The organism is Gordonia sp. DT101, assembly GCF_049844895.1.
GTDB lineage: Bacteria > Actinomycetota > Actinomycetes > Mycobacteriales > Mycobacteriaceae > Gordonia.
Genome location: NZ_JBNCLX010000002.1, coordinates 896,082 through 922,433, shown reverse-complemented (window position 1 = coordinate 922,433; position 26,352 = coordinate 896,082). Strand labels below are relative to the sequence as shown.

The following is a 26,352-nucleotide window of genomic DNA, read 5'->3' as shown; positions in this document are numbered from 1 at the left end:
GGAAGGCGGCCGTGTGGCCGACCCGGGATTGCGCTCTGGTGCACGTCGTCCACGCCTATATCGTCATCGGTCCCCCAGGCGTTCCGCGAGCCAGGGACCGATGATCTCGAGCGATGTGGCATCGGCGAGTCCCAGGTGATGGGCATCGACATCGATGTTCGCGATGGTCCCGGTGACGTATCGGCGCCACGACGCGCGGACCGCGGCGGGGTCGGTCTTGTCGGCGGTCGCGGTGACCACCGCGAGGGGCCCGTCGAAGACGTCCGGACGATGGGTCGTCACGATGGTCTCAGCGGCCTCGAAGCTGTCCATCACCCACTCGACCTGTTCGGCGCGGAGCAGACCCATGGCGGCGATCTGCTCGCGGACCACGCCCGCGACCTCCTCGGGTGTCCGCGCGTGGACGTCGTCGCCGAGATCGAACAGATCCCGCCATCCGCCGAGCATGTCCCCGACGACCGCGCCGCCCGCCTGATCGGTCGGGTCGTCCGCCACACCATGCGATGCCGAACGCTCCGGGGTGTGATCGGCGGGCGCGGCGGCGTCCATGATGCCCAGGAATGCCACCTCGGCGCCGTCGGCCTGCAACATCGTCGCCATGGCGTGGGCGACGTGGCCACCCAGCGACCAGCCGAGCAGGTGATACGGACCGTCCGGCGACACCCGCCGGATCTCCTCCACATACCGCGCGGCGAGTTCGTCGACGGTGGCCGCGCTCGGTTCTCCGGACACCACATGCGGGTCCTGCAGACCGTAGATCGGCCGATCGTGCAGATGCGGGGCGAGCCCGCCGTAGAACCACGCCAGTCCGCCGGCAGGGTGCACGCAGAACAGCGGTGCCCGGCTGCCACCACGGCGCAGCGGCAACACGATCTCGCTCGTCGTGCCACCGTCGCTGTCACCCGCGATGCGGCCGGCCACACCGCGCACCGTGGGATCACTGAACAGCCACGAGAGTTCGACGTGCGGGGCGTGATCGCGCAGTCGTGACACCACCCGTGTGGCGGACAGCGAGTTCCCGCCGAGATCGAAGAATCCGTCGGTGGCGCCCACCTGATCGACTTCGAGGACGTCCGCGAACACGGCGGCCACGCGGCGCTCGGTGTCCGTCACCGGTTCGACGTAGACCGTGGGTTCGGTCACCGGTTGCGGCAGAGCCTTCTTGTCGAGCTTGCCGACCGGGGTCATCGGCAGGGTGTCGAGGACGGTGAACGACGCTGGGATCATATGCCGCGGAAGATGATCCGCGAGATGGTCACGCAGCCGCTCGACGTCGAGGTCCGCGTCGCCGACGACGTAGGCCGTGAGGGCGGTGACCGGCTGTCCGACACCGAGTACCACGGCCCGCCGGACATCGGGATGCGAACCGAGGACGGTCTCGATCTCACCGAGTTCGATCCGCAGGCCGCGCAGCTTCACCTGGTCGTCGCTGCGGCCACCGAACTCGATCGTGTGCCGGCCGTCGCGGTCGAGCGCCCAGCGGACCACGTCACCCGTCCGGTACATCAGTTCGCCGGGGCGGCCGTGCGGGGATGCCACGAAACTCGCCGCCGTCTGACCGGCCCGTGCGAGATAGCCACGGGCCAGCGCCTTCCCGATGACGTAGAGTTCGCCCGGCGTTCCGACGGGCACCGGGCGCAGTCGGCTGTCGAGCACCACCAGTCGCACCCCGCGGAACGGGCTGCCGACGTAGATCGGTTCGCCGGCGCGCATGGGCGGTGTGTAGGTGACGGCTATCGTCGCTTCCGTCGGCCCGTACGCGTTGTACAGGTCGACGTGCGGAACCCACTCGTCGACAAGCGTCTGCGGCACCACTTCGGCACCGGTGGTCAGCGACCGCATATGCGGTAGGCCTTCGGCCCTCAAGGTGGCGGCCACACTGGTCGGCACCATTGCGTGAGTGATCCGCTGCTCGGCGAGATACCGGTGGAGATCATCCCCACCCACCGCATCGGCCGGCCGATAGACCAGCGTGCCCCCGCCGAACATGGTGACGACAAGCTCGAAGATCGAGACGTCGAAACTCGGCGACACATATCCGAGCGTGCGCGAACCCGGCTCGTAGGGAATTGATTCGATGGAGCCCATGGTGAAGTCATAGAGGCCTCGGTGGGTCACCGCGACACCCTTGGGCCGTCCGGTCGATCCCGACGTGTAGATCACGTACGCCAGGTTGTCCGGGCGCGGAACCCCGCGCAGTTCGGCTGGTGACAGCGGGTCCGCCGACATCTCACCGTCGGGAGTCCGGCCGCTCTCACCATCGCTGCCGTGGACCTCGTCGCCCGCCAGGGTCAGCCATCGCGGCCCCGTGCCGGCGAGATCGGCGATCCCCGGCACGGTCAGTCCCAGTTCGGCGCCGCAGTCATCGATCATGGCCATGACGCGATCGCGTGGGTAGTCGGGGTCGATCGGGACGAACGCGGCACCGGCCCGCGTCACCGCCCAGATCGCGGTCATCAGCTCGACCGAGCGTGGGATTGCCAGGGCCACACGCGAATCCGGTCCGGCCCCCGCCGCGATCAGGACCCGCGACAACCGGTTCGCCCGTTGATCCAGCTCGGCATAGGTCAGCGTGTTGCCCGACGCGTCGGCGACCGCCTCCCGGTCGGGCCACACCCGCGCCGCCCGATCGAACATCTCGCCGAGCAGCATCTGGCCGTCGGACGCCGGCCCCGACACCGGCACCAGCTGCGCGCGCTCGGTGTCGTCGAGCAGATCCACGTCGCCGACGGCGATCTCCGGCGACCCGGTCACCGCGTCCAGCAGCCCGACCAGGCGGCGCGCGAGTGCGGCCACCGTCGACTCGTCGAAGAGGTCGGTGGCGAAGACGACCGACCCGGTCCACGGCAGGCCCTCGGGCGCGGCGGACACCGCGACCGTGAGGTCCACCTTCGCCGATACCTCGGGGGCGGTGAGTGGGGTGATCTGCATGCCGTCGATCTCGGCTCCGGCGAGGGCGGCCGGCGCGAAGTCCGCGACCGCGGACTGGTCGAAGGTGAGCGACACCTGCGTCAGCGGCGCGAAGGCCTCCGATCGCACCGGGTTGAGGCGCTCGACCACGGCCTCGAACGGCACGTCCACGTGCTCGAAGGCGTTCACGTCGGCCCGCCGCACCTGCTCGACCAACTCCCCGAACGACTTCGCCGGATCGACCGGCGTGCGCAGCACCAGGGTGTTGACGAACATGCCGACGAGATCGTCGAGCACGCGGTGTCCACGTCCGGCCGTCGGCGTGCCGATGGCGATGTCGTAGGAGGACGACAACCGCGCCAGCAGGACGGCGAGTGCGCTCTGCACCACCATGAACGGTGTCGCCGCATGGGCCTGCGCCAACGCGGCGACCCTGCTCGCGACCGTGGCCGGTACCTCGAAGTGCGCCAACGCCCCCCGATTGGTGGCCACCGGTGGGCGCGGACGATCGGCCGGGAGTTCGAGGACATCGGGCAGTCCCGCGAGTTCGTGCTCCCAGAAATCGAGCTGCCGTCCGATGACCGACTCCGGATCGTCGGGTGCGCCGAGCTCACGCTGCTGCCACAGCGCGTAGTCGGCGAACTGTACGGCGAGGTCCGGCCGCTCCGGCGCCGCACCCCGACGGCGTGCGGCGTAGGCGGTCATGAAGTCGGCGACCAGCGGGGCGATCGATTCGCCGTCGGCCGCGATGTGGTGCACCACCACGGCGAAGACGTGCTCATCGACCGCGGCGCGCCAGAGGCGCACGCGAACAGGTGATTCCGTCGTGACGTCGAACCCGACCGACAATGCGGCCTCGAGATCGGCACGGTCGTCGACGACCGCCCAGTCGAGTCGCGCGCCCACGTCATCGGCGCCGTGCACGAGCTGGCGCGGGATGCCGTCGGCCTCGGGGTACGTCGTCCGCAATATCTCGTGGCGTGCCACCACATCCGTCGCCGCGCACTGCAGGGCCGCGACGTCGAGGGCGCCCTTCAGGTGCAGGACGATCGGGATGTTGTAGGTCGCCGCGGCCGGGTCGAACCGGTTGATGAACCACATTCGTTGCTGGGCGAGGGACAGCGGTACCTCTGCCGGACGCGGCGTCACCGCCACGATCGACGATGCCTGCTGACCCGAGCCGGGCGCCACCCGTGCGACCAGCTCGCGCACCGACGGCGCATCGAACAGCATCCGCACCGGGATCTCGGCGTCGAGCGCCTCGGCGACCCGCGCCGCCACCCGGGTGGCCGAGAGCGAGTTGCCGCCCACGTCGAAGAAACTGTCGGTGACGCTGATCCGGTCCGTGCCGAGCACGTCGGCGAACACCTGCGCCACGGTCTGTTCGAGCGGCCCGGACGGCGCGACGAACTCACCGGCTCCGGCGAAGTCCGGTTCCGGCAGTGCGCGGCGATCGAGTTTGCCTGCGGTGTTCATCGGGATGTCGTCGAGCAGGGTCCAGATCGACGGACGCATGTACTCGGGCAGCGCCTGCGCGACATCACGTTTGACGACGTCGAGGTCGATGCCGTCACCGGCCAGATAGGCCACGAGGTGTTCACCCCCGCCGGGCGCGGTCGCCACGGTCGCGGCGGCGTGGACCACACCGGGCGAGCCGGCCAACACCGACTCGATCTCGCCGAGCTCGATCCGCTGTCCGCGGAGCTTGACCTGGAAGTCGGTGCGGCCCAGGTACTCGAGTTGGCCGTCGTGATCGACCCGCACGAGGTCACCGGTGCGATACAGGCGCTCACCGGGCTCGCCGAACGGATCGGCGATGAACCGCTCCGCGGTCAGATCCGGACGTGCGGCGTACCCGCGCGCGAGTTGGACACCACCGACGTACAGTTCTCCCGCCACGCCGGCGGGTACCGGCCGTAACCTGCCGTCGAGCACGTGGGACGTCGAATTCCACACCGGCACACCGATCGGGGTCGTCGAGTCGTCCTCGTCGATCACCTCGACACGCTGATAGGTGATCTCGACGGCGGCCTCGGTCGGACCGTACAGGTTGAACAGATCCGCACCGGGTATCTGCGCACGCGTCTGGGCGGCCACCGCAGGCGGCAGTGCCTCGCCCGTTGTCGACAGGATCCGGACGCTGTCGAGGGCGGCCAGCCGGTCGGGATCCGCGAGTTCGAGGAACACCGACAACATCGACGGTACGAAATGCACCATGGTGGCCCGATGCTCGACGATCTGGTCGGCGACATATACCGGGTCCAGGTGTCCGTCGGCCCTCAGGACCAGCGTCTGGGCGCCGATCATCAACGGCGCGAACAGTTCCGGCACCGAGCAGTCGAAGGTGTACGGCGTCTTGAGCACGACGGTGTCGGCACTGCCGATCGGCAGCTGATGCAGACCCCACCAGAGCCGGTTCAGCACCGCGTCGTGCGGAAGTGTGACGCCCTTCGGGCGGCCCGTCGAGCCGGAGGTGAAGATGGTGTAGGCGGCGTGCTCGGGCCGCAGCGGCGCGAGCCGATCGGCGTCGGTGACCGGTGTGGTGTCCCCGGCCAGGCCCGTCCGGGCGTCGACGGTGACGATCTCGACGCCGACCTCCGTCAGTGCGGGCGGCATCGAACCGGGCGCGACGAGCACCGATGCGACCCCGGCGGTCTCGACCATGTAGCCGATGCGATCGGCGGGTGCGGAGGTGTCGATCGGGACGTACTGGCCACCGGCGGTCACGACGGCATGAACGGCGACGACCATCTCGACCGAGCGCGGCATGCAAATTCCGACCGCGACGTCGGGACCGACTCCCCGCGAGATCAATTCCCGGGCCAGCACATTGACTCGTCCGGCGAACTCGGCATAGCTGACGGCACGGTCGGCGAACCGCAGCGCGGTGGCCCACGGGGTCCGCTGCGCCTGCCGCGCGACGATCTCGCCGATGAACTCGTCGCTGACGAGCACATCGGCACCCTGTGCGCGCTCGGCATTCTCGAGCAGCTCGGACCGATCGAGGATCTCCGCGTCGCCGACCCGTCGCCGCGGATCCGCGGTCAGCGTGTCGAGGAGACGGACGAACCGGTCGGCGACGGACCGCACGGTCACCCGGTCGAACAGGTCGGCCGCATAGACGATGTCACCGCGCCAACCACCGTCGACGCCGTTCGTGGCCACCCCCACCGACAGGTCGAGCCGGGCCGGCGGAACACCCGGATCGGCGACCGGCGTCACCCGCAGGCCGGGAGCGTCGTCGACCGGGTCCTCGAACGCGGCGAGCGACTCGCCCGCACGTACCAGGCTCTGATCGAAGGAGAGCATCACCTGTGCCAGCGGCGCGAACGCCTCCGAGCGAACCGGATCGAGTCTCTCCACGAGGTATTCGAACGGTACGTCGGCGTTGGCGAGCGCGTCGAGGTCGGTCCGACGGACGAGGTCGAGCACCTCGCCGAAGGTTGCCGCGCCGTCGACGCCGGTGCGCAGCACCAGTGTGTTGACGAACATCCCGACGAGGTCGTCGAGAGAGGCCTGCCCCCGACCGGCGGTCGGTGTGGCGATCGCGACGTCCGACGTCGCCGACAGCCGGGCCAGCAGCACCGCGAGCGCGCCGTGCAGGACCATGAACTCGGTGACACCGTGGTCGCGGGCCAGCGACTCGATGCGATCGACGATGCGTCGCGGGATCGAATACTCGACGAGTCCGCCACGCATCGACGCGACCTGCGGACGCGGTCGGTCGGTCGGGAGCTCGAGCACATCCGGCAGCCCGGCGAGCTGATCCGTCCAGTAGCCGAGTTGTCCACCCAGCACCGACGACGGGTCGTCGGCGGCGCCGAGCACCCGCTCCTGCCAGAGCGGGACATCGGCGAATTGCACGGCGAGTGGCGCGAATTCGGGTTCGCGGCCGGCGGCCCGCGCCTGGTAGGCGAGCACCAGGTCACGCACGAGCGGGCCCATCGACTCGCCGTCCGCGGAGATGTGATGGGCGACCAGCAGCAGGGTGTGGTCGGCGGGACCGGAGTCGAGCAGACGCGCCCGGATCGGGAGGTCGACGGTCACGTCGAATCCGACGGCCGCGGCGGCGAACAGATCTCGTTCGGAGTCGGCGCTCCCCCAGTCGAGTCGGTCCGCGGCATCGGCGGGTGCCAGGATCTGCTGAACCGGGTCGCCGGCGACCTGCGGGTACACGGTCCGCAGCACCTCGTGACGGGTCATCACGTCGAGAAGCGCCGCGCGCAACGCATCCCCGTCGAGCGGCCCCTCCAGGCGCATCGCCACCGGGATGTTGTAGGCAGGCGACCCACTGTCGAACTGATTGATGAACCACATCCGCTGTTGCGCGTTGGACAGGCGGATGCGATCCGGACGCGGTCCGGCGGTGAGCGGCTCGACGGCCCTGGAGCCCGGGGTCAGCCGGCCGGCCAGGGCTCGTACCGTCGGCGCCTCGAACAGGTCGCGGACCGCGAGGTCCACACCGCGCGCCTGCGCCACCCGGGCGACCACCCGGGTCGCCGACAGCGAGTTGCCACCGAGCGCGAAGAAGTCGTCGGTCGCGCCGATCTCGTCGACGCCGAGGACCTCGGCGAACACCTGCGCGACGGCCCGTTCGTCGTCGCCCTCGGGCGCCTCGTACGCGGCGGCCTCGAAAATTGGTTCCGGGAGCGCCGCCTTGTCCAGCTTGCCCACCGGAGTCAGCGGCAGGGCGTCGAGGACGGTGAACGACGACGGCACCATGAAGGCCGGCAGTCGTTCGCCCAGCAGCGTTCTCAGATCGTCGACGTCGACCGGCCGGTCGGTGACCAGGTAGGCGGCGAGTGCGGTGGCGACCGAGCCCCCAACGCCGAGGACGACCGCCGACTCGACACCGGCGCAGGTTGTGAGGACCGACTCGATCTCACCGAGTTCGATACGCAGGCCCCGCAGTTTGACCTGGTCGTCGCTGCGGCCCGAGTACTCGACGACGAGCGCATCCGAGGCGTCGCGACGCCAGCGCACGACGTCGCCGGTTCGGTACATCCGTTCGCCGTCGCGGCCGTACGGGTCGGCGACGAATCGTTCCGCGGTGAGACCCGACCGGTCGAGGTATCCGCGCGACAATGCGAGCCCGGTGGCATACAGTTCGCCGGTCACGCCGACGGGCACGGGACGGAGCCGGTCGTCGAGGATCATCAGACCGATACCGGCCAGCGGTCCGCCCAATCGGACCGGGGCGCCTGCGGCCATCGGTGTGGACAACGTGAGACCGATGGTGGTCTCGGTGGGTCCGTAGAGATTGTGGACGGCGACGTGACGCGACCAAGCGTCCACGAGCGTCTGTGGGACGGCTTCACCGCCGGCCATCAGGGCCGACAGATCCGGCAGCCCTGCGGGATCCAGGGTCGCCAGCACCGTGGGAGTCAGGAAGGTGTGGGTGACGCGATGCTCGCGCAGGAAGGTCTGCAGCACCTCACCTCCGACCGCATCGCCCGGCCGGTAGACCACCGTTCCGCCGGCGACGGTGGCGAGCAGGTATTCGAGCACGGACGCATCGAAACTCGGAGACGCGAAGCCGAGAACGCACGGTGGCGGGCCGTCGCCGGTGACGCCGAGTCGGGTCATCTCCTCGGCCGCGAAGTTCGCGAGCCCCGAGTGGGTCACCGAGACGCCCTTCGGACGTCCGGTCGAGCCCGAGGTGTAGATCACATAGGCCACGTTGTCGGGCCGGATCACGTCGCGGTGGTCCAGATCGAGGGGCGATGCGTCGAGCCCGTCGACCTGAGCGGTCACTTCGTCACTGTCGAGCTGCAGCCAGTCGAATCCCTCGTCGGGCAGCGATCCGGTGCGGGACACGGTGAGTCCGAGTTCCGCACGCGAGTCCGCCACCATCGACGCGACACGCGCGGGCGGGTAATCGGGGTCGATGGGCACATAGCCGGCACCGGTCTTCGCGACCGCCCAGATCGCCGTGAGCAGATCCGACGACCGGCCGATCGCCAGTGCGACCAGGGATTCCACGCCGATTCCCTGCCCGATCAGCCACCGCGCCAAACGATTCGACCGTTCGTCGAGCTCGGCGTAGGTACGTTCCGCACCGTGGGCGTCGCGGACCGCGACGCGATCGGGCCACCTGCGAGCCGCGGCGGTGAACAGATCGGCGAGCACCACGGGTTCGGTGCCCTCGCCACTCGACACCGGTGTGAGATCGGCGGATTCGCTGTCGTCGAGCAGTCGCGCATCACCGATGGCGCGACGCGGCGCGGCGGTGACGGCGGTGAGCATCCGGACCAGCTGGTCGACCATCGAACGCGCGGTGCCTGCGTCGAACAGATCGGTCGCATAGATCATCGAGCCCCGCCACGGCCGGCCGGGGGCGTCGGTGGCGAAACCGACGGTCAGGTCCACCTTCGCCGATTCGGCACCCGGATCGATCGGCTCGATCGTCAGGCCGTCGGCGGTGACCGCGGCCATCGACTCGTCGGTCGTCCGGTCGGGCGGCGTCACATCGACCGTCAGCAGGACCTGTGTGAGCGGCGCGAAAGCTTCCGACCGCACCGGATTCAGGTGGTCGACGAGCTGTTCGAACGGAATGTCGGCGTGGGCGAACGCGTCGAGGTCGGTGGCGCGGACCGCGGCGACGAGGTCGCCGAACGGCATCCCCGGTTCCGCGGCCGTCCGCAGTACCAGGGTGTTGACGAACATGCCGACGAGATCGTCGAGGACCGCCTCACCGCGGCCGGCGATGGGTGTTCCGATCGCGATGTCGGTGGCCGACGACAAGCGGGCCAGCAATGCCGTGAGACCCGCGTGCAGCACCATGAACTCGGTGGCCCCGTGCTCCCGGGCGATGTCACGCACTCGGTCGGCGACGTCGGCCGGGACCTCGAAGTCGACTGCCGCACCGCGCATCGACGCCACGGCGGGGCGCGGACGGTCGGTGGGCAGATCCAGCACATCCGGGAGCCCGGCGAGTCGGGTGGCCCAGTGGTCGAGTTGCCCGCGCACCGGCGACGACGGATCCTCGGGGTCGCCGAGCACCCGGTGTTGCCAGAGCGCGAAGTCGGCGAACTGCACGGGCAGCGCCGGCAGGTGTGGTTGTGCGCCGCGTGCCCGGGCGGTGTACGCGGCGATCAGATCGCGAGCGAGTACGGGGCCCGACTCGCCGTCCGCCGCGATGTGGTGGATGACGAGGACGACGAGATGGTCGGTGTCGGCGAGCGCGGCGACCCGTCCGCGGATCGGGAGTTCGGTGCTCACGTCGAACCCCTGGGCGACCACCGACAGGGCGCCCTCGGCGGTGTCGGTCACCGTCCAATCCAGCTGCGAGACGGCTGTTCCCACATCGACGACCTGCTGATACGGCCGGCCTGCCACGGCCGGGAAGACCGTCCGCAGTACCTCGTGGCGGGTCACCACGTCGTCGAGCGCGGCCCGCAGCGCCGCGCGGTCCAGATCTCCCGTCAGCCTGAGGGCGACCGGGATGTTGTAGGTCGGCGACGAGGTGTCGAACTGGTTGATGAACCACATCCGCTGCTGTGCGAACGACAATGGCAATCGGTCCGGGCGCGCTCCGGCGACCAGCGGTGGCCTCGCCCGGCCGGTTCCGGGCACCAGCGCCGCCGCGAGTTCCCGCACCGTCGGCGCATCGAACAGACTGCGCACGGCGACGGCGGAATCGAGCGCGTCACCGATTCGCGCCGCCACCCGTGTCGCGGACAGCGAGTTGCCACCCAGATCGAAGAAACTGTCGGTCACCGACACCCGTGCCATGCCCAGCACCTCGGCGAAGACGTCGGCGATCGCGCGTTCGGCATCGGTGGCGGCCGCGACGAATTCCCCCTCGGTGAAGACCGGTTCCGGTAGCGCCCGCCGGTCGAGCTTTCCGGCGGTGTTGAGCGGGATCTCGTCGAGCACCATCCATACGGTGGGCCGCATGTACTCGGGCAGGGCACCGGACACGGCGTGCCTGACCTCATCGAGGTCGAGGTCGTGCCCCGGGACGGAAGCCACGTACGCGACCAGATGCTCCGCGCCACCCGATGCGGCGGACACGGTGGCGGCGGCGTGGACGACGCCCGGTGCCGCGGCGATCGCCGCCTCGATCTCGCCGAGTTCGATGCGCTGGCCGCGCAGCTTCACCTGGAAGTCGGTGCGCCCCAGGTAGACGATCGCGCCGGAACCGTCGACACACACCAGATCGCCGGTGCGGTAGAGGCGGCCGCCGGGCGCACCGAAGGGATCGGCGATGAACCGCTCCGCGGTCAGGTCGCTGCGCGAGGCGTAGCCCCGGGCCAACTGCACCCCGCCGAGGTAGAGCTCGCCGGGGATGCCCGGCGGCACCGCACGCAGACGTGAATCCAGCACGTGGGCAGTCGAGTTCCAGAACGGCAGACCGATGGGCACCGACGTGGCGGACTCGTCGACGGTGTCGACACGTTGATAGGTGATCTCGACGGCCGCCTCGGTGGGGCCGTAGAGGTTGTAGAACTCGGCGCCGGGCATCATGGCGCGGGCCTCGGCGGCGACCGCGGGCGGCAACGCCTCACCGGTGGTGGACAGGTACTTGACCGAGGTCAGGCGCGACAGGCGTTCGGGGCCTGCCACATCGACGAACACCGAGAGCATCGACGGCACGAAGTGCACCATGGTCGCCCGGTGTTCGGCGATCAGATCGGCGAGGTAGATCGGGTCGGCGTGTCCGCCGGGCCGGGCGACCAGCATCTGCGCGCCGGCGACGAGCGGCGCGAAGAGCTCCGGCACCGAGCAGTCGAAGGTGAACGGGGTCTTCTGCACCACGACGTCGTCCGCGGTGAGCGGGAACCGATCCAAACCCCACCACAGGCGGTTGACGACCGCCGCATGGGTCACCGTGACGCCCTTCGGCCGGCCGGTCGAACCCGACGTGAAGATGGTGTAGACCGCGTTGTCACCGGTGAGCGCCGCGGGACGGTCGGCGTCGGTCACCGGCTCGACTGTGTCATCGGCCGGCGACGATGAGTCGACGACGACGATCGGCGTCCCGGTGGTGCCGGCGGCCGTCCGCACCTCGCCGGCCGCCGCATCGTGCGGACCGGTGAGGAGAGCGGCGACGCCCGCGGTCGTGAGCATGTACTCGGCACGATCGGCGGGGGTGTCGACGTCGACCGGGACGTACTGCCCGCCGGCCGCGACGATCGCATGGATGGCGACCATCATCTCCACCGAACGCGGGATGCTCACGGCCACCGCAACATCGGGTCCCACCCCGAGTGCCAGCAACTCACGCGCCAAAGCCGAGACCCGCGTCCCGAACTCCCGGTAGTCGACGACACGATCCTCGAACACCAGCGCCGGGTGGTCGGGGACGGTCGCGATCCGGGCGGCGACGAGCGCATCGACGGTCTCCGGCCGCACCGCGACCTCGTCTCCGGCCGCACGCACCAGGGCCGCGTCGCGCGCCGCTGCACTCAGCAGGTCGATGTCACCGATTGCGGTGTCCGGCCCCTCGACGACGTGTCTCAGGATCGCCACGACGGCCGCCGCGAATCCGCTGATCTCGTCGGCGGTGAACGCGCTCGGCAGGTACTTGACGTTCAAACCCAGGTCGTTCGCGGTCGGCGTGCTGAACAGGTTCAGCGGGTAGTGCGTGGCGTCGGTGAAATCGATGCCGGCGATGCGCAGCCCGGCCGCCCGGCTGCCATCGGCGACGGCGTCACCGTCGATCGGATACGACTCGAAGATGGTGAGGGTGTCGAAGCCGACCTCACCCACCTCCGCGGCGATCTGCGGCAGTCCCAGATGCTGGTGGTCGAGCAGTCGGGTCTTGCTCTCCTGCAGGGCGCGAACCGCGTCGGCGATCGTCGTCCGCGGCTCGACGGACACCGCCACCGGCAGGGTGTTGATGAAGAGGCCGATCATCGATTCGACGCCATCGATCTCGGGGGGCCTGCCGGACACCGTCTCACCGAAGGTCACCGTGTCCTGCCCCGTCATCCGGGACAGCAGGACGCCCCACGCGAACTGGACGACCGTCGACAAGGTCACGTTGGAGGTGCGGGCGAACTCCTCCAGCCCGGCGGTGATGTCGGAGCCGACGAACACCGCGTGCTCGGCCGGCATCTCCTCGACGGTGGCGGACGCACCCGTCGACACCAGTGTCGGACCGTCCACGATGGACAGTTCCTCACGCCACGCATCGACTGCGGCGGCGCGGTCCTGCCGGTACAACCAGTCCAGGAAGTCGGCGTAGTCGGTTGTCGACGAGCGGGTTTCGTCGTCGTCGACGACGTAGCCCTCGATCAGGTCGGCCAGGACCAGCGGTCCGGACCACCCGTCGAACAACAGATGGTGATTGGTGACGATCAGCGCGGCACGCGGCCCGGACTCGCCGGGGAGAGTCGCCAGTACGAACCTTATCAGCGGAGGTGCGGCGAGATCGAAGCGCTCGACTCGCTCGGCGACCGCGATCTCGTCGAGCCGCATATCCGCCGCAGCTACCTTTTCATCGATCAGATCGACAGTGCGCCAAGGCAGTTCGACCGACTCCGGTACCACCACGGCGAGCGCGCCGCTCGACGGTTGCACAAAGCCGGACCGCAACACCCGGTGCCGCTGCAGGAGGCGTGCAGCGGCGCGCCGCAGGCGGTCCGCGTCCTGATCGCCGTCGAGTCGGATGACGGACTGGGTGACGTAGACGTCGACCGCGGCGTCGGTCCCGGCATGCCGGGCCGCCTCGACGTACAGCCCTTGCTGCAGTGGGGACATCGGCCAGATATCGGCGGCGGGATACCGTGCGGCGAGGTCGTCGAGGTCGCGCTGGGTCAGATCGGCGCCCGACACGTCGGAGGGCGTGAACCCCATGTCGCCGACCCGGTCGACCTCGTCGACGAGCACTGCCAGAGCGTCCTCGAATCCGCCGATGATCTCGGCGACCTCCGAGCCGGTGAGGGCGTCGGCGGGATAACCGAATTCGGCGACGATCTCGCGTCCGTGTGTACCGCCACCGATGTGGACGTGCACGTTGAGCGCGGCGAGCGCGCGCATCCGGCCGGTGACCGTGCCGGGCAGCGTCGGCGCGTCCGTCGCGAACTCGAATCCGCGATCGTCGGCGCCCTGGGTGGAACCCACCGCACCCGCGCCACCCGCTCCCATGAAGTTGTAGAGGACGGGCGGCAACGGACGGTTGCGGAGTTCGCTTCCGGCGGCGTAGCGCAGCGGCGCGAAACCGAGGCCCTTGTCCGGGGTGCCTGCGAGGAGTTCCTTGACCGCGCGCACCGTGTCCACCGGCGCTCGATCGCCTGCCGACGGCGTCACGTTCACCGGGGTGAAGGCGGTGAACCAGCCGACGGTGCGCGACAGGTCGGCTCCCGGCTGTACCTGCTCTTCTCGCCCATGCCCCTCCAGCAGCACCGATACGCCGGGGTCGGCGTCGCCCGAGTCGGGTTGCACCCGCTGCCAGCGCTCGATCGCAGTGATGAGCGCGGCGACGAGGATCTCGTCGGTTCCGGTGTGGAAGGCCGCGGCTACCCGGGTCAGCACGGCTTCGGAGACCGTTGCATCGACAGTCGACGTGATGGTGGTGACGGTGCGTTCGCGGTGGTGTGCCCGATCCAGTCGCCGCCCGAGAACGGTGTCGCGCTGCGGCAGTCGCTGCTGCCACAACTCTGCCTCGGCGGGCCGGGTTCGCGGAAGGTCGTCGAGCGCACCCGCCCACCGACGAGCGGAGGTGACCTCCCCGGGCAGCTCGATCGGCAAGCCTGCGGTCCGCTGCGCCCAGGCCATGGCGAGCTCGGTCGCGACGACGGACCAGGAGACGATGTCAATTGCGATGTGGTGCACGGACACCATCAGACGGCCGTCGCCACCGGACCGCGGGCGCAGTCCGGTGACCTCGACGAGCCGTCCGGCGGCGGGGTCGAGCCGGCCCAGTGCGACTCGGTGTTCGGTGCGCAGCAGGTCGTCGAAACCGGCGGTGCCGGGATCGGTGTCGGCGTCGACGAGGCGGACGGCGGCGGTCGGGTCGAAGTGGGCCGCGCCTGCGGTGAGGATCCAGCCGTCGTCCGGGCTTTCGACGAGCGTCGCCGTCAGCATCGGATGGTTGGCCACCACCGCGTCGAGCACGGCCCGGAGGTCGTCGACCCCGGTCGTCGCGGGCAGGGTCAGTGTGACGGTCTGCGAGAAGTCGGCAAAATCCTGCGCCCGATCGGAGAGCTCGAGCATCCAGTGCACACCGGGGCTGAGCGCGGTCGGTCCGACACCCCCTCCCTCGTACTCCGGCAGGACCGCGGCCTCCCGGCCTGTGATCGCCCGGGCGATGGCGCGGATCGTCTTGTGTTCGAAGATGTCCCGCGGGCTCACGTCCAATCCGGCCGCCCGCAGCATCGACGAGAGCTGGATCGACATGATCGAATCGCCACCGAGCCCGAAGAAGGATTCGGTCACCGACACGTCGTCGACCCCCAGGACGCGGGACACCACGTCCGCGATGGCTCGCTCGGCGTCGGTCGCTGCCGGTACGTGACCCACTGCGGGCGCGCCGAACTCGGGTGCGGGCAGGGCTTTCCGGTCCAGCTTTCCGGCCGAGTTCAACGGGAGCTCGTCGAGTACGGACCATACGGTCGGCCGCATGTACTCCGGGAGGGACCGCGCCACGACATCCTCGACGACGTCGAGATCGATCGCCGAACCCGCCAGGTAGCCCACCAGATGTTGGGCACCGCCCGGCGCCGTGGCCACGGTTGCCGATGCGTGCACGACGCCGGGAGAGGATGCGAGCACCGACTCGATCTCGCCGAGCTCGATCCGCTGTCCACGCAGCTTCACCTGGAAATCGGTGCGTCCCAGATACTCCAGATCGCCGAGTATGCTGCGGCGCACCAGGTCGCCGGTGCGGTACAACCGGGCCCCAGGCCGTCCATAGGGGTCCGCGACAAAGCGCTCCGCGGTCAGCTCGGGCCGGGAAACGTACCCGCGCGCCACCTGCACACCGCCCAGGTACAACTCGCCCGGAATCCCCGGGCCTACCACCTGCAGACGATCGTCCAGCACCAGCGCGCGGGTGTTCCACACCGGCGTACCGATGAACACCGTCGGTTCGCCCGACGCCACCTCATGGTGAGTGGCGTCGACCGCCGCCTCGGTGGGTCCATACAGGTTGTGCAGGCGCGCATCGGGAAGTGAACTGCGCGTTGCCTGCGCGACGGACGGCGGCAACGCCTCGCCCGAGGCGAACACCTGCCGCACCGAGGTCAGGCCGGCGAGGCCGGTCGCACCGAGTACGTCGACGAAGACCGACAACATCGACGGCACAAAGTGCAGGGTACTCACCCGCGCGGTGCGGATCAGCTCTGCCAGATATGCCGGATCCCGGTGGCCGCCTGGCCGGGCGATCACGAGCTGTGCGCCCACCATGAAGGGCCAGAACAACTCCCACACCGACACGTCGAAGGTGGCCGGGGTCTTCTGCATCACCACATCGGCGGGCTCCAGGACATATACGGCCTGCATCCACGTGAGTCGATTGACGATCGCTGCGTGAGACACGGTCACGCCTTTCGGGCGACCCGTCGACCCTGAGGTGAACAGCGTGTACGCCGGGTGGCCACCACGCAGTGGTGTTATTCGGTCCGCATCGGTCACCGGCACCACATCGGGTTCGATCGCAGTCGATGCATCGACGATCATCGTGTCGGCGGGCAGCCCGGAGATCAGCGCATCACCGCTCTCGACAACGAGTACCAGTCGAGCACCGGAGGTCGTGACCATGTACTCGACCCGATCCGCGGGAGCATCCGGATCGATGGGCACGTAATGTCCACCGGCGGTGATGATCGCGTGCACCGCGATGAGCAGCTCGACCGAACGTGGGATGGCCACCGCGACCGCCACTTCCGGGCCGACACCGCGGCCGATCAGGAGTCGCGCGACGACGGCCACACGTGCGTCGAACTCGCGACGGGTGACAACCCGGTCGCCGGAGACCAGTGCCGCCGAGGACGGCGTCCCGGACGACGCGAGCAGGTCCGGCAGGGTCTGCACGGGCACGTCAGCGACCGGCCCGTCCGAGAGCTCGATCTGACGCTCGATCTCGTCGGCGCCGAGAATGTCGATGTCACCGACCGCCACATGGTGGTCGGTCCCGAACGCGGTTGCGATGGCGGTGAGAGCCGCTGCGACTCGTTGTATCGTCCCGTGGTCGAAAAGCTCTGTGGCATAGATGATCTTGCCGATCACCTCGTCACCGGTGTCCACCAGACCGAAGGTCAGATCAAATTTCGCCGTGTCCACACCTGGGTCGACCGCCTCGATCTCCAGGTCACCGATCCGGTTCACCTGCGCCGGGCTGCCGCCACCGGACTGCTCGAACACCAGCAACACCTGGGCCAGCGGTTCGAACGACTCTGAGCGCACCGGATCCACCGCCTCGACGACCTGCTCGAACGGTGCATCGGCGTGGGCGAAGGCATCGAGATCGGTACGCCTGATCTGCTCGATCAGGTCAGTCGGCGTCGTCGCGGGGTCGACGGCCGCACGCAGGATCAGCGTGTTGACGAACAGACCCACGAGGTCGTCGAGAGTGGCCTGCCCGCGACCGGCCACCGGGGTGGCGATGGCGATGTCGCCGGTCGCCGACAAGCGCCCCAGCAACGTGGCGAGGGCAGCGTGAACCACCATGAACAACGTCGCGCCCTGCGATTGCGCGAGCGAGTGTAGGGCGTCGCGGGTATCGGCGGAAAGCCGGAACTCGACAGTCGAGGCGTCCGTGGACGCGCCGGCGGGCCGGGATCGGTCGGTCGGGAGCTCCAGCTGATCGGGCAGACCGGCGAGCTCGGCCGACCAGTAGGCGATCTGACGACCCAGTTCGGACTCCGGATCGGCCGGATCGCCGAGCACCGTACGTTGCCAGATCGCGTAATCAGCGTATTGAAGCGGCAATTCGTCCCAGCTCGGTACCTCCCCGGAGATCCTCGCCTGGTACGCGCCGATCAGGTCCCGGGCCAACACCGGTCCGGATTCGCCATCGGAAGCGACGTGATGTACAACGACCACCAACAAGTGCTCGCCAGCGCCGATTTCGGCGATACGCACCCGGATGGGGGCTTCGGTGGCCACGTCGAAGCCGCGCGTGAGAATCGCACGGGCGGCGGAGTCGTCGGTTCGGGCCCAGTCGATGTCCGCCACGTCGACGCCCGACGCGACGTGCTGCGACGGCAGCCCGTCCACACCTCCTGGGTACACAGTGCGCAACACCTCGTGGCGGTTGATGACATCCGCAAGGGCCCGACCCATGGCAATGTCGTCGACCTCGCCGCGGAGCCGCAGCACGACCGGGATGTTGTAGGCAGGCGAGTCGGGTTCGAGTTGATTGATGAACCACATCCGCTGCTGGGCAAACGACAACGGGATCTGTTCGGGACGCGGTTGCGGTGCAGGCGCCGAGCCGACGGGGGTGCGTGCGCCGGACATCTCGACGTCGCCGAGGGCCGCGGCCAGATCGCGTGGTGTCGGCGCGTCGAAGAGCGCGCGGACCGGCACCTCCACGCCCAACGCCTCGGCGACGCGGGCGGCGACGCGGGTGGCCGAGAGCGAATTGCCACCGAGATCGAAGAAGCCGTCGACCACCGACACCCGGTCGACGCCGAGCACATCAGCGAACACACCCGCCACGGTCGACTCCGCATCGGTCTCCGGCGCCACATATCGCCCCGCGGCGAACTCCGGTTCCGGCAACGCCCGACGATCCAGCTTGCCCGCCGAGTTCAGCGCGATGTCGTCGAGAACCATCCACACCGACGGCCGCATGTATTCCGGCAGTGCCTCGGCCGTCACCGACCGCACCGCCGGCAGGTCGATCGCCTGCCCGGGCGCACCCGCCACATATGCGACGAGATGTTGCCCGCCGTCGGGCCCGTCGACGACGCTCGCCGCCACGTGGACGACGCCGTCGGCGTCGGCGATCGCCGCCTCGATCTCGCCGAGCTCGATCCGCTGACCGCGCAGCTTCACCTGGAAGTCGGTACGGCCCAGATACTCCAGTTCATCGCGCGAGTTCCACCGAACGAGGTCGCCGGTGCGGTACAGGCGGGTTCCCGGCTCGCCGAACGGGTCGGCGACGAACCGCTCTGCCGTCAGGTCCGGCCGCGCCGCATACCCGCGCGCCAACTGCACACCGCCGACGTAGAGTTCACCGGCGACACCCATCGGTACCGGATGCATTCGCGCATCCAACACGTACGCCGTCGAGTTCCACACCGGCACACCGATGGCCACCGACGCCACGTCGCGGTCGATCGCCTCTATCTGTTGATAGGTGATCTCGACCGCGGCCTCCGTCGGGCCGTACAGGTTGTAGAACAACACCTCCGGAAGCAACGCGCGGGTCTCGGCCGCCACCGCGGGCGGCAAGGCCTCACCGGTCGTCGACACGATCCGCACCGAATCGAGGGCCCGCACCCGTTCGGCGCCCGCCACCTCCAGGAACACCGACAGCATCGACGGCACGAAATGCACCATGGTGACGCGGTGTTCGGCGATCTGCTCGGCAACGTGGACCGGTTCGAGATGGCCGTCGGCTCGCAGGATCACCATGCGCGCGCCCACCATCAACGGCGCGAAGATCTCCGGGACGGAACAGTCGAATGTGTACGGGGTCTTGAGCATGACCGCATCGGTCGCGTCGATCGGCAGCTCGTCCAGGCCCCACCACAGGCGGTTGACCACTGCGTCGTGCGGCAGGGTCACGCCCTTAGGACGGCCCGTCGAGCCGGACGTGAAAATGGTGTAGACCGCATGATCCGGCCTCAGTGGCGCGCCGCGGTCGGCGTCGGTCACCTCGGCCGAGGCGGGATGGTCGGAGTCGATCTCTGCTGCTGCATCGACCTCGACGATGCGCAGGTCGGCGGCGAGGTCGGCGATCGCCGCCGGGCGGTCGGTGTGCGCATCGACCAGCACCACCTCAAGGCACGCGGTGTCGACCATGTACCGGGCACGATCTGCCGGCACCCCGGGGTCGATCGGGACATACTGACCGCCGGCCGTGACGACGGCGTGGATGGCCAGCACCATCTCAACGGACCGCGGAATACACACGGCCACCGACGTGTCCGGGCTGACACCGAGCGCGATGAGGTCGCGGGCCAGGACGTTCACGCGGGCGGCGAACTCGCGATAGGTCAGGATCCGGTCACCGGCCACCAGCGCCGTGGCGTCCGGGGTGGCCGCGGCCTGGCGGGCCAGCGCGGTGGGCACGGTGTCGCGCGGCAGGTCCTTGTCCCGGCCGGCCGACAGGGCGCGTCGGCGCCTGCGGTCGCTCTCGGTGAGCAACTCCAGGTCGCCGATCGGCGTGGTGGGGGCCGTGACGAGCTGGCCGACGAGACGCTCGAAACGGGCGGCGAACTCGACCATCGTCGACTCGGTGAACAGGTCGGTGGCATAGATGATGTTGCCGCCGAGGGCCGCGGTCGGGTCGTCGGCGCGCTCCGGCGAGACCTCGATGGTGAGGTCCACCTTGGCCGAGGGTGCGCCGGCGTCGACGGGTATGACGTCGAGGCCGGGCAGGGCGACGTCGTCGGAGAGCGCCCGCTGGTAGGCGAGCATCACCTGGGTGAGTGGCGCGAACGCTTCGGAGCGCAGTGGATTCAGCTTTTCGACGAGGTGCTCGAACGGCACGTCGGCGTTGGCGAAGGCGTCGAGGTCGGTGCTGCGCGTCGCCGCGACGACGTCGGCGAATCCGGCAGCGGGGTCGATCTCGGTGCGCAACACCAGGGTGTTGACGAACATGCCGACGATCTCGTCGAGTTCGGCCCGACCACGGCCGGCGACCGGGGTACCGATGGCGATGTCGGCGGTCCCGGACAACCGCGCCAGCAGCACCGCCAGACCGGCGTGCAGCACCATGAACTCGGTGGCCCCGAGTTCGCGGGCGAGGTCGATGATGCCGCGCCGGGTGTCACTCGGGATGGTGAACCGGATGTTCGCCCCGCGCATGCTCGCCACCGGCGGCCGAATGTGATCGGTCGGCAGGGTGAGCAGGTCGGGCAGCCCGTCGAGGGTCCGAGTCCAGTGGGCCGTCTGTCGACCGAGCACCGAGGTCGGATCGTCGGCGTCGCCGAGCACGCGCTGCTGCCAGAGTGCGAAGTCGGCGAACCCGACCGTGAGCGGAGCCAGGTCGGCGCGCTGTCCGTGGCTACGTGCCTCGTAGGCGGCCAACAGATCACGCACCAGCGGCCCGGTGGACTCTCCGTCGGCCGCGATGTGGTGGGTGACGACGAGAAAGACGTGATCGTCGGGTCCCAGTGCGGCGATCCGCGCGCGGATCGGCATGTCGGTGGTGACGTCGAACCCGGTGGTGGCGACGGTGGCGATTGTGTCGAAAGCCGCTGCCGGATCGTCGATCTCGGCCCAGTCAAGCTGGTTCCGGGCCTCGTCGGCGCCGATGATCACCTGGTGTGCGCGTCCGTCGACGGCCGGGAACACGGTGCGCAGTGTCTCGTGCCGCTCGACGACGTCACCGAGCGCGATGCGCAACGCCTCGGCGTCGATCCGTCCGCGCAGCCGGAGTGCCACCGGCAGGTTGTAGGCCGGGGAACCGGGTTCGAATCGGTTGATGAACCACATCCGCTGCTGCGCGGTGGACAGCGGGATGACGTCGGGTCGGGGGCCCGCGACGAGGGGTTCCACCTCGGTGTCACCGGTGTGGATGCGGCGTGCGAGATCACGGACGGTGGGCGCCTCGAACAGATCCCGTACGCCGACATCGGCTTTGAGTGCACCGCCGACGCGCGCGCTCACCCGGGTGGCCGAGAGTGAGTTGCCGCCGAGATCGAAGAAACTGTCGGTCACCGACACCTGGTCCACGCCGAGCACCTCGGCGAAGACCTGCGCGATCGTCTCCTCGATCTCGCCATCCGGTGCCACGAGTTCACCGGCGGCGAACTCCGGTTCGGGCAGCGCGCGACGATCGAGCTTGCCGGTGCTGCCAAGCGGAACCTCGTCGAGCGTCATCCACACGGTGGGACGCATGTATTCGGGCAGCGCACCGGCAACCGAGTCGCGCACCGCGTCGAGATCGAGACGCTGGCCGGGTCCGGCCGCCACATACGCGACGAGATGCTCGCTGCCACCGGCACCCGTGGTGACGGTGGCCGCCGCATGGACGACGCCCGGCGCCGACGTCAGCACCGATTCGATCTCGCCGAGTTCGATGCGCTGGCCGCGCAATTTCACCTGGAAGTCGGTGCGGCCCAGATATTCGATCTCTCCCGAGATGTTCCAGCGGACGAGGTCGCCGGTGCGGTAGAGCCGACCGCCGGTTCCGAACGGATCTGCCACAAAGCGCTCGGCGGTGAGATCCGGGCGCGCCGCGTAGCCGCGGGCGATCTGCACGCCGCCGAGGTACAGCTCGCCGGCGATACCCGGCGGCACCGGGCGAAGCCGGTCGTCGAGGACCCACACCGCCGTATTCCGGATCGGTCCGCCGATCGGCACCACCGTGCTGTGCTCGTCGACGGTGCCGAGGGCCTGCGCGGTCACCTCGACGGCGGCTTCGGTGGGGCCGTACAGGTTGTGCAGTGCCACGTGCGGGAGTCGTCGGCGGGCGGCACGGGCGAGGGCGGGCGGCAGCGCCTCGCCGGCGATGTAGAGGTGGCGCAGTCCGGCCATGGCGGCGAGTTGCTCGTCGTCGACGACGTCGAGGAAGGCGGCGAGCATCGACGGGACGAAGTCGACGGCCGCGATGCCGTGCCGGGCGACGAGGTCGGCCAGGTAGGCGGGGTCGGCGTGTCCGCCGGGACGGGCGACGATCACCCGCGCGCCGATCATGAACGGTGCGAACAGTTCCGGCACCGACACGTCGAAGGTGTACGGCGTCTTCTGGATGGTGGCCGACGTCGCGTCGACCCCGTCGAAGGTCTCCAATCCCCATCGGAGTCGGTTGACGACCGACCGATGCGAGACGGTGACGCCCTTGGGACGGCCGGTGGATCCGGAGGTGAAGATCGTGTAGGCCGCGTGTTCCGGGCGCAATGGTGCCCGGCGATCGTCATCGGTGATCGGCGCACTCGGATCGGCCGGAACACTCGCATCGATCACCATGGTGTCCACGCCCGCCGCGGCGATGGCCGCCGGTACTCCCCCGGACCCGATGAGAACCGTTGTCACCGAGGCGGTATCGATCATGTAGCGCACACGGTCGGCCGGTGTCTCGGTGTCGATCGGCACGTACTGACCGCCGGCGGTCGTGATCGCATGGACCGCCACGAGCATCTCGATCGACCGTGGCAGACAGACTCCCACCGCGTCGTCGGGTCCGACGCCTGCCGCGATCAGCGACCGCCCGAGTGCGTTGACCTGCGCGCTGAACTCGCCGTAGTTGATCTCACGGTCGCCGTCGACCGCGGCGACGGCGTCGGGTGTGAGTGCCGCCTGGTGGGCCGGGCCCGCGCCCACGAAGTCGACCGGTTCGTCGGTCCGGTCGCCGTGACTCCACTTCTCGATGAGGCCGCGCTCTGCGGGTGCCAGCAGGTCAACATCGCCGACACGACCGGGATCAGTGGCACCGAGCGCGATCAGGATCTGCGTGAAGGCGTTGCCGAGATGCTCGATCTGGGCTTCGGAGAACGCATCCGGCAGGTATTTGAGCTGTAGTGATACGCCCGGCGCGGCAGCATCGGACGTGGCGCCCGAAGCGCCACGTCCCGGAGCGGCGATCAGGTTCAGGGGGTAGTGCGTCGCATCACCGGTGCGGATCGCCGTGATCTGGAGGTCGTCGGACTGTCCGTTGTCGGCGATCGTATCGGCGTCGACCGGGTAGGACTCGTAGACGGTGAGGGTGTCGAACAGCGCGTGGTGGCCGGTGGCCGTGGCGATGTCGGCCAGGCCCATGTGCTGGTGATCGAGGAGTCGGGTCTTGGTGTCCTGCAGGGCACGTACCGCGTCGTCGATCCGCTGGTCCGGGTCGACGGTGACCGCGACGGGCAGCGTGTTGATGAACAGGCCGACCATCTGCTCGACGCCGTCGATGTCGGCCGGACGGCCCGACACCGTCTCGCCGAAGCCGACCGTCCTCTGCCCGGTGAGCCGGGACAACAGGATCGCCCAGCCGAACTGGAGCAGGGTCGAGGTGGTGACGCCGAGTCGGCGAGCGGCGTGCCCCAGGGCGGTCCCCAGGTCCGCACCGGTGTCGATGGCGTGCTCACGGGGTCGCGCATCCTCGGTGGCCACCCGCCCGGGTGCGACGACGGTCGGGCCGTCGAGGCGGGCCAGCGCGTCCGACCAGACCGCACGTGCCGCAGCGTCGTCGCGCCGGGCGAGCCACTGCAGGAAGGTCGCGAAATCTCCGCTGTCGGTGGAGGTCAACGGGCGACCGCCGAGATACGTGGCGAACAGGTCACCGACGACCAACGGCCCCGACCATCCGTCCACCACGAGGTGATGGCTGGTGACGACGAGCGCCGCGCGTGAACCGGGCAGCAGCACCAGCGCGAATCGGATGAGGCCGGGCTCGGAGAGGACGAACGGCCGCCGCAGCTGATCCACCGCGATGGATTCGAGGCGGTTGTCGAGTTCCCCTGTCTTGTCCCACAGATCGACTGTCTTGTCCCGGAGATCGACTGTCTTGTCCCGGAGATCGATCGTGGTCCATTCCGGATCGATCCGGGGCGGGACGACTGCGACGACCGTCCCCTCGACGGTCCGCACGTAACCCGAGCGCAGGACTCGATGGTGATCCAGGAGACTTGTTGCGGCAGATCGCATCCGCGCGACGTCGATATCTCCCGCGAGCTCGATCACGGCCTGCGTCACGTACACGTCGACCTCTGCGGTCGCGGATCGCCCGTCGTCCGAGGCGGCACCGAGTTCGGCCTGGAAGTAGAGCCCCTGCTGCAGCGGGGTCAGTGGCCAGATCTCCGCGCCGGGATAGCGGCGACCCAGATCGTCGATCTCGTCCTGGTGCAGACGTGGTCCGATGAGATCCGACGGAGACGGCCCGGGATCCGCGGCGTCGGTCGCCGCGACGATGGCGGCAAGCTCCGTGACCCAGCGGCCGCCGAGGTCGGTGACCTCGGCGTCGGTGAGCGATCCCGGCCGATACGCGAACGATGCGCGCAACCGTCGGTCCCCGTCGATGACGACGGTCTGCACGTCCACCGACAGGGTATGCGGCATCACCAGGGAACCGCTGAGCGTCGACGGGAGCTCGACGTCGTCGGCGGACGGCACGAATGCCCCATCGGCGGCGTCGGTGTTCTGCGGACTCGACGCAGCGACATTCCCGAAGTAGTTGAACCCGATCGAGGGCAGGCGCCTGCGCCCGAGCTCGGCCAGATCGGCGAGGGTCGCGGCATCGGTGTCCGGGGCGGTGAGTACGCGCGGCGCGAGATAGCGCAGCATGCCGAATCCGAGGCCGTTGTCCTCGCGGCCGCGGAGCTCCTCCTTGGTCTCCTTGACCGTGCGCACGACGTCATCGTTGTGCCCCACCGGGATACGCACCGGGGATATCGTCGTGAACCACCCGACGGTTCGCGACAGGTCGACGGCGCGCGGATCGTCACCACGGGCGGCGATCTCGGTTTCCCGGCCGTGGCCCTCGACGCCGAACACGACTGCATCGTCGACCGCCCCTGGGTCGTCGACACCCGCTGTGAGTTCGCCGGTCCACCCGTGGACTGCCCTGGCCAGCGCGGCGAGCAGCGCGTCCTGGGTGCCGGCACCGAACGCGTCGGGCACCGTGGTGAGCAGCGCGCGGGTGGTGTCGGCGTCCACCAACAGCGGCACCGCCACAGGCTGTGCCGCACGGGTCTCGGCGCGGTCGAGTTCACGGCCGATGCGCGGTGGGTCCGCGGGCAATCGCTCCAACCAGTACGGCAGTTCGCCCAATCGGTCGGCCGCGTGGTCGGCGAGCAGCCGGGACCACCGACGAACCGAGGTGCCTTCGGGTTGCGGTGCGGGCGCGAGACCGGATTCCCGCTGCGACCACATGGTCGCCAGGTCGACCACGATCGTCGGCCACGACACCGCATCCACCGCGAGGTGATGGATGACGATCAGCAGCCGTGCGTCGGCACCGACCGCGGTACCGCCGTCGGGGATCTCGACCTTGTCGGGTACCACCACGACGCAGCGCAGGATGTCGCCCGTCGCGGGATCGAGTTCGGCGAGTGCCTCGGCGTGCAGATCGGTGATCGCGTCGGCGAACTCCGCACTGCCGGGTGCCGACCCCACTGCTGCGGTCCGCAGCAAGGCACCGGTGTCCACGGTGGCTCCGGTGTCGAGGTTCCACTCCCCCTCGACCTGTCGCAGTCGCGCGGTCAGCATCGGGTGGGCGGCGACGAGTGCGGCGAGCATGTGCCGCAGGTCGTCTCCGGTCAGTTCGGCGGGCAGATGGAGGAGATTGGCCTGCGAGAAGTCGGCGAAGTCCGCGGGCGAATCCGCATGCTCGAGCATCCAGTCGACGATCGGTGTGATCACCATCTGTCCGGACGGCCCGTCGGGCAGTTCCGT

At 69.4% G+C, this 26,352-nt stretch carries 1 protein-coding gene (cut by a window edge); it reads right to left on the bottom strand.

Features of this window, described 5'->3' with window-relative positions:
- Window positions 1-63: 63 nt before the first annotated feature.
- Window positions 64-26,352, bottom strand: partial view of a non-ribosomal peptide synthase/polyketide synthase gene (locus ACLQ3I_RS10625; protein WP_425801728.1) — the final stretch only. The gene runs 27,417 nt beyond the window's last position; 26,289 of the gene's 53,706 nt are visible here — the last part of the coding sequence; its start codon lies beyond the right edge, outside the window; the stop codon is at window positions 64-66.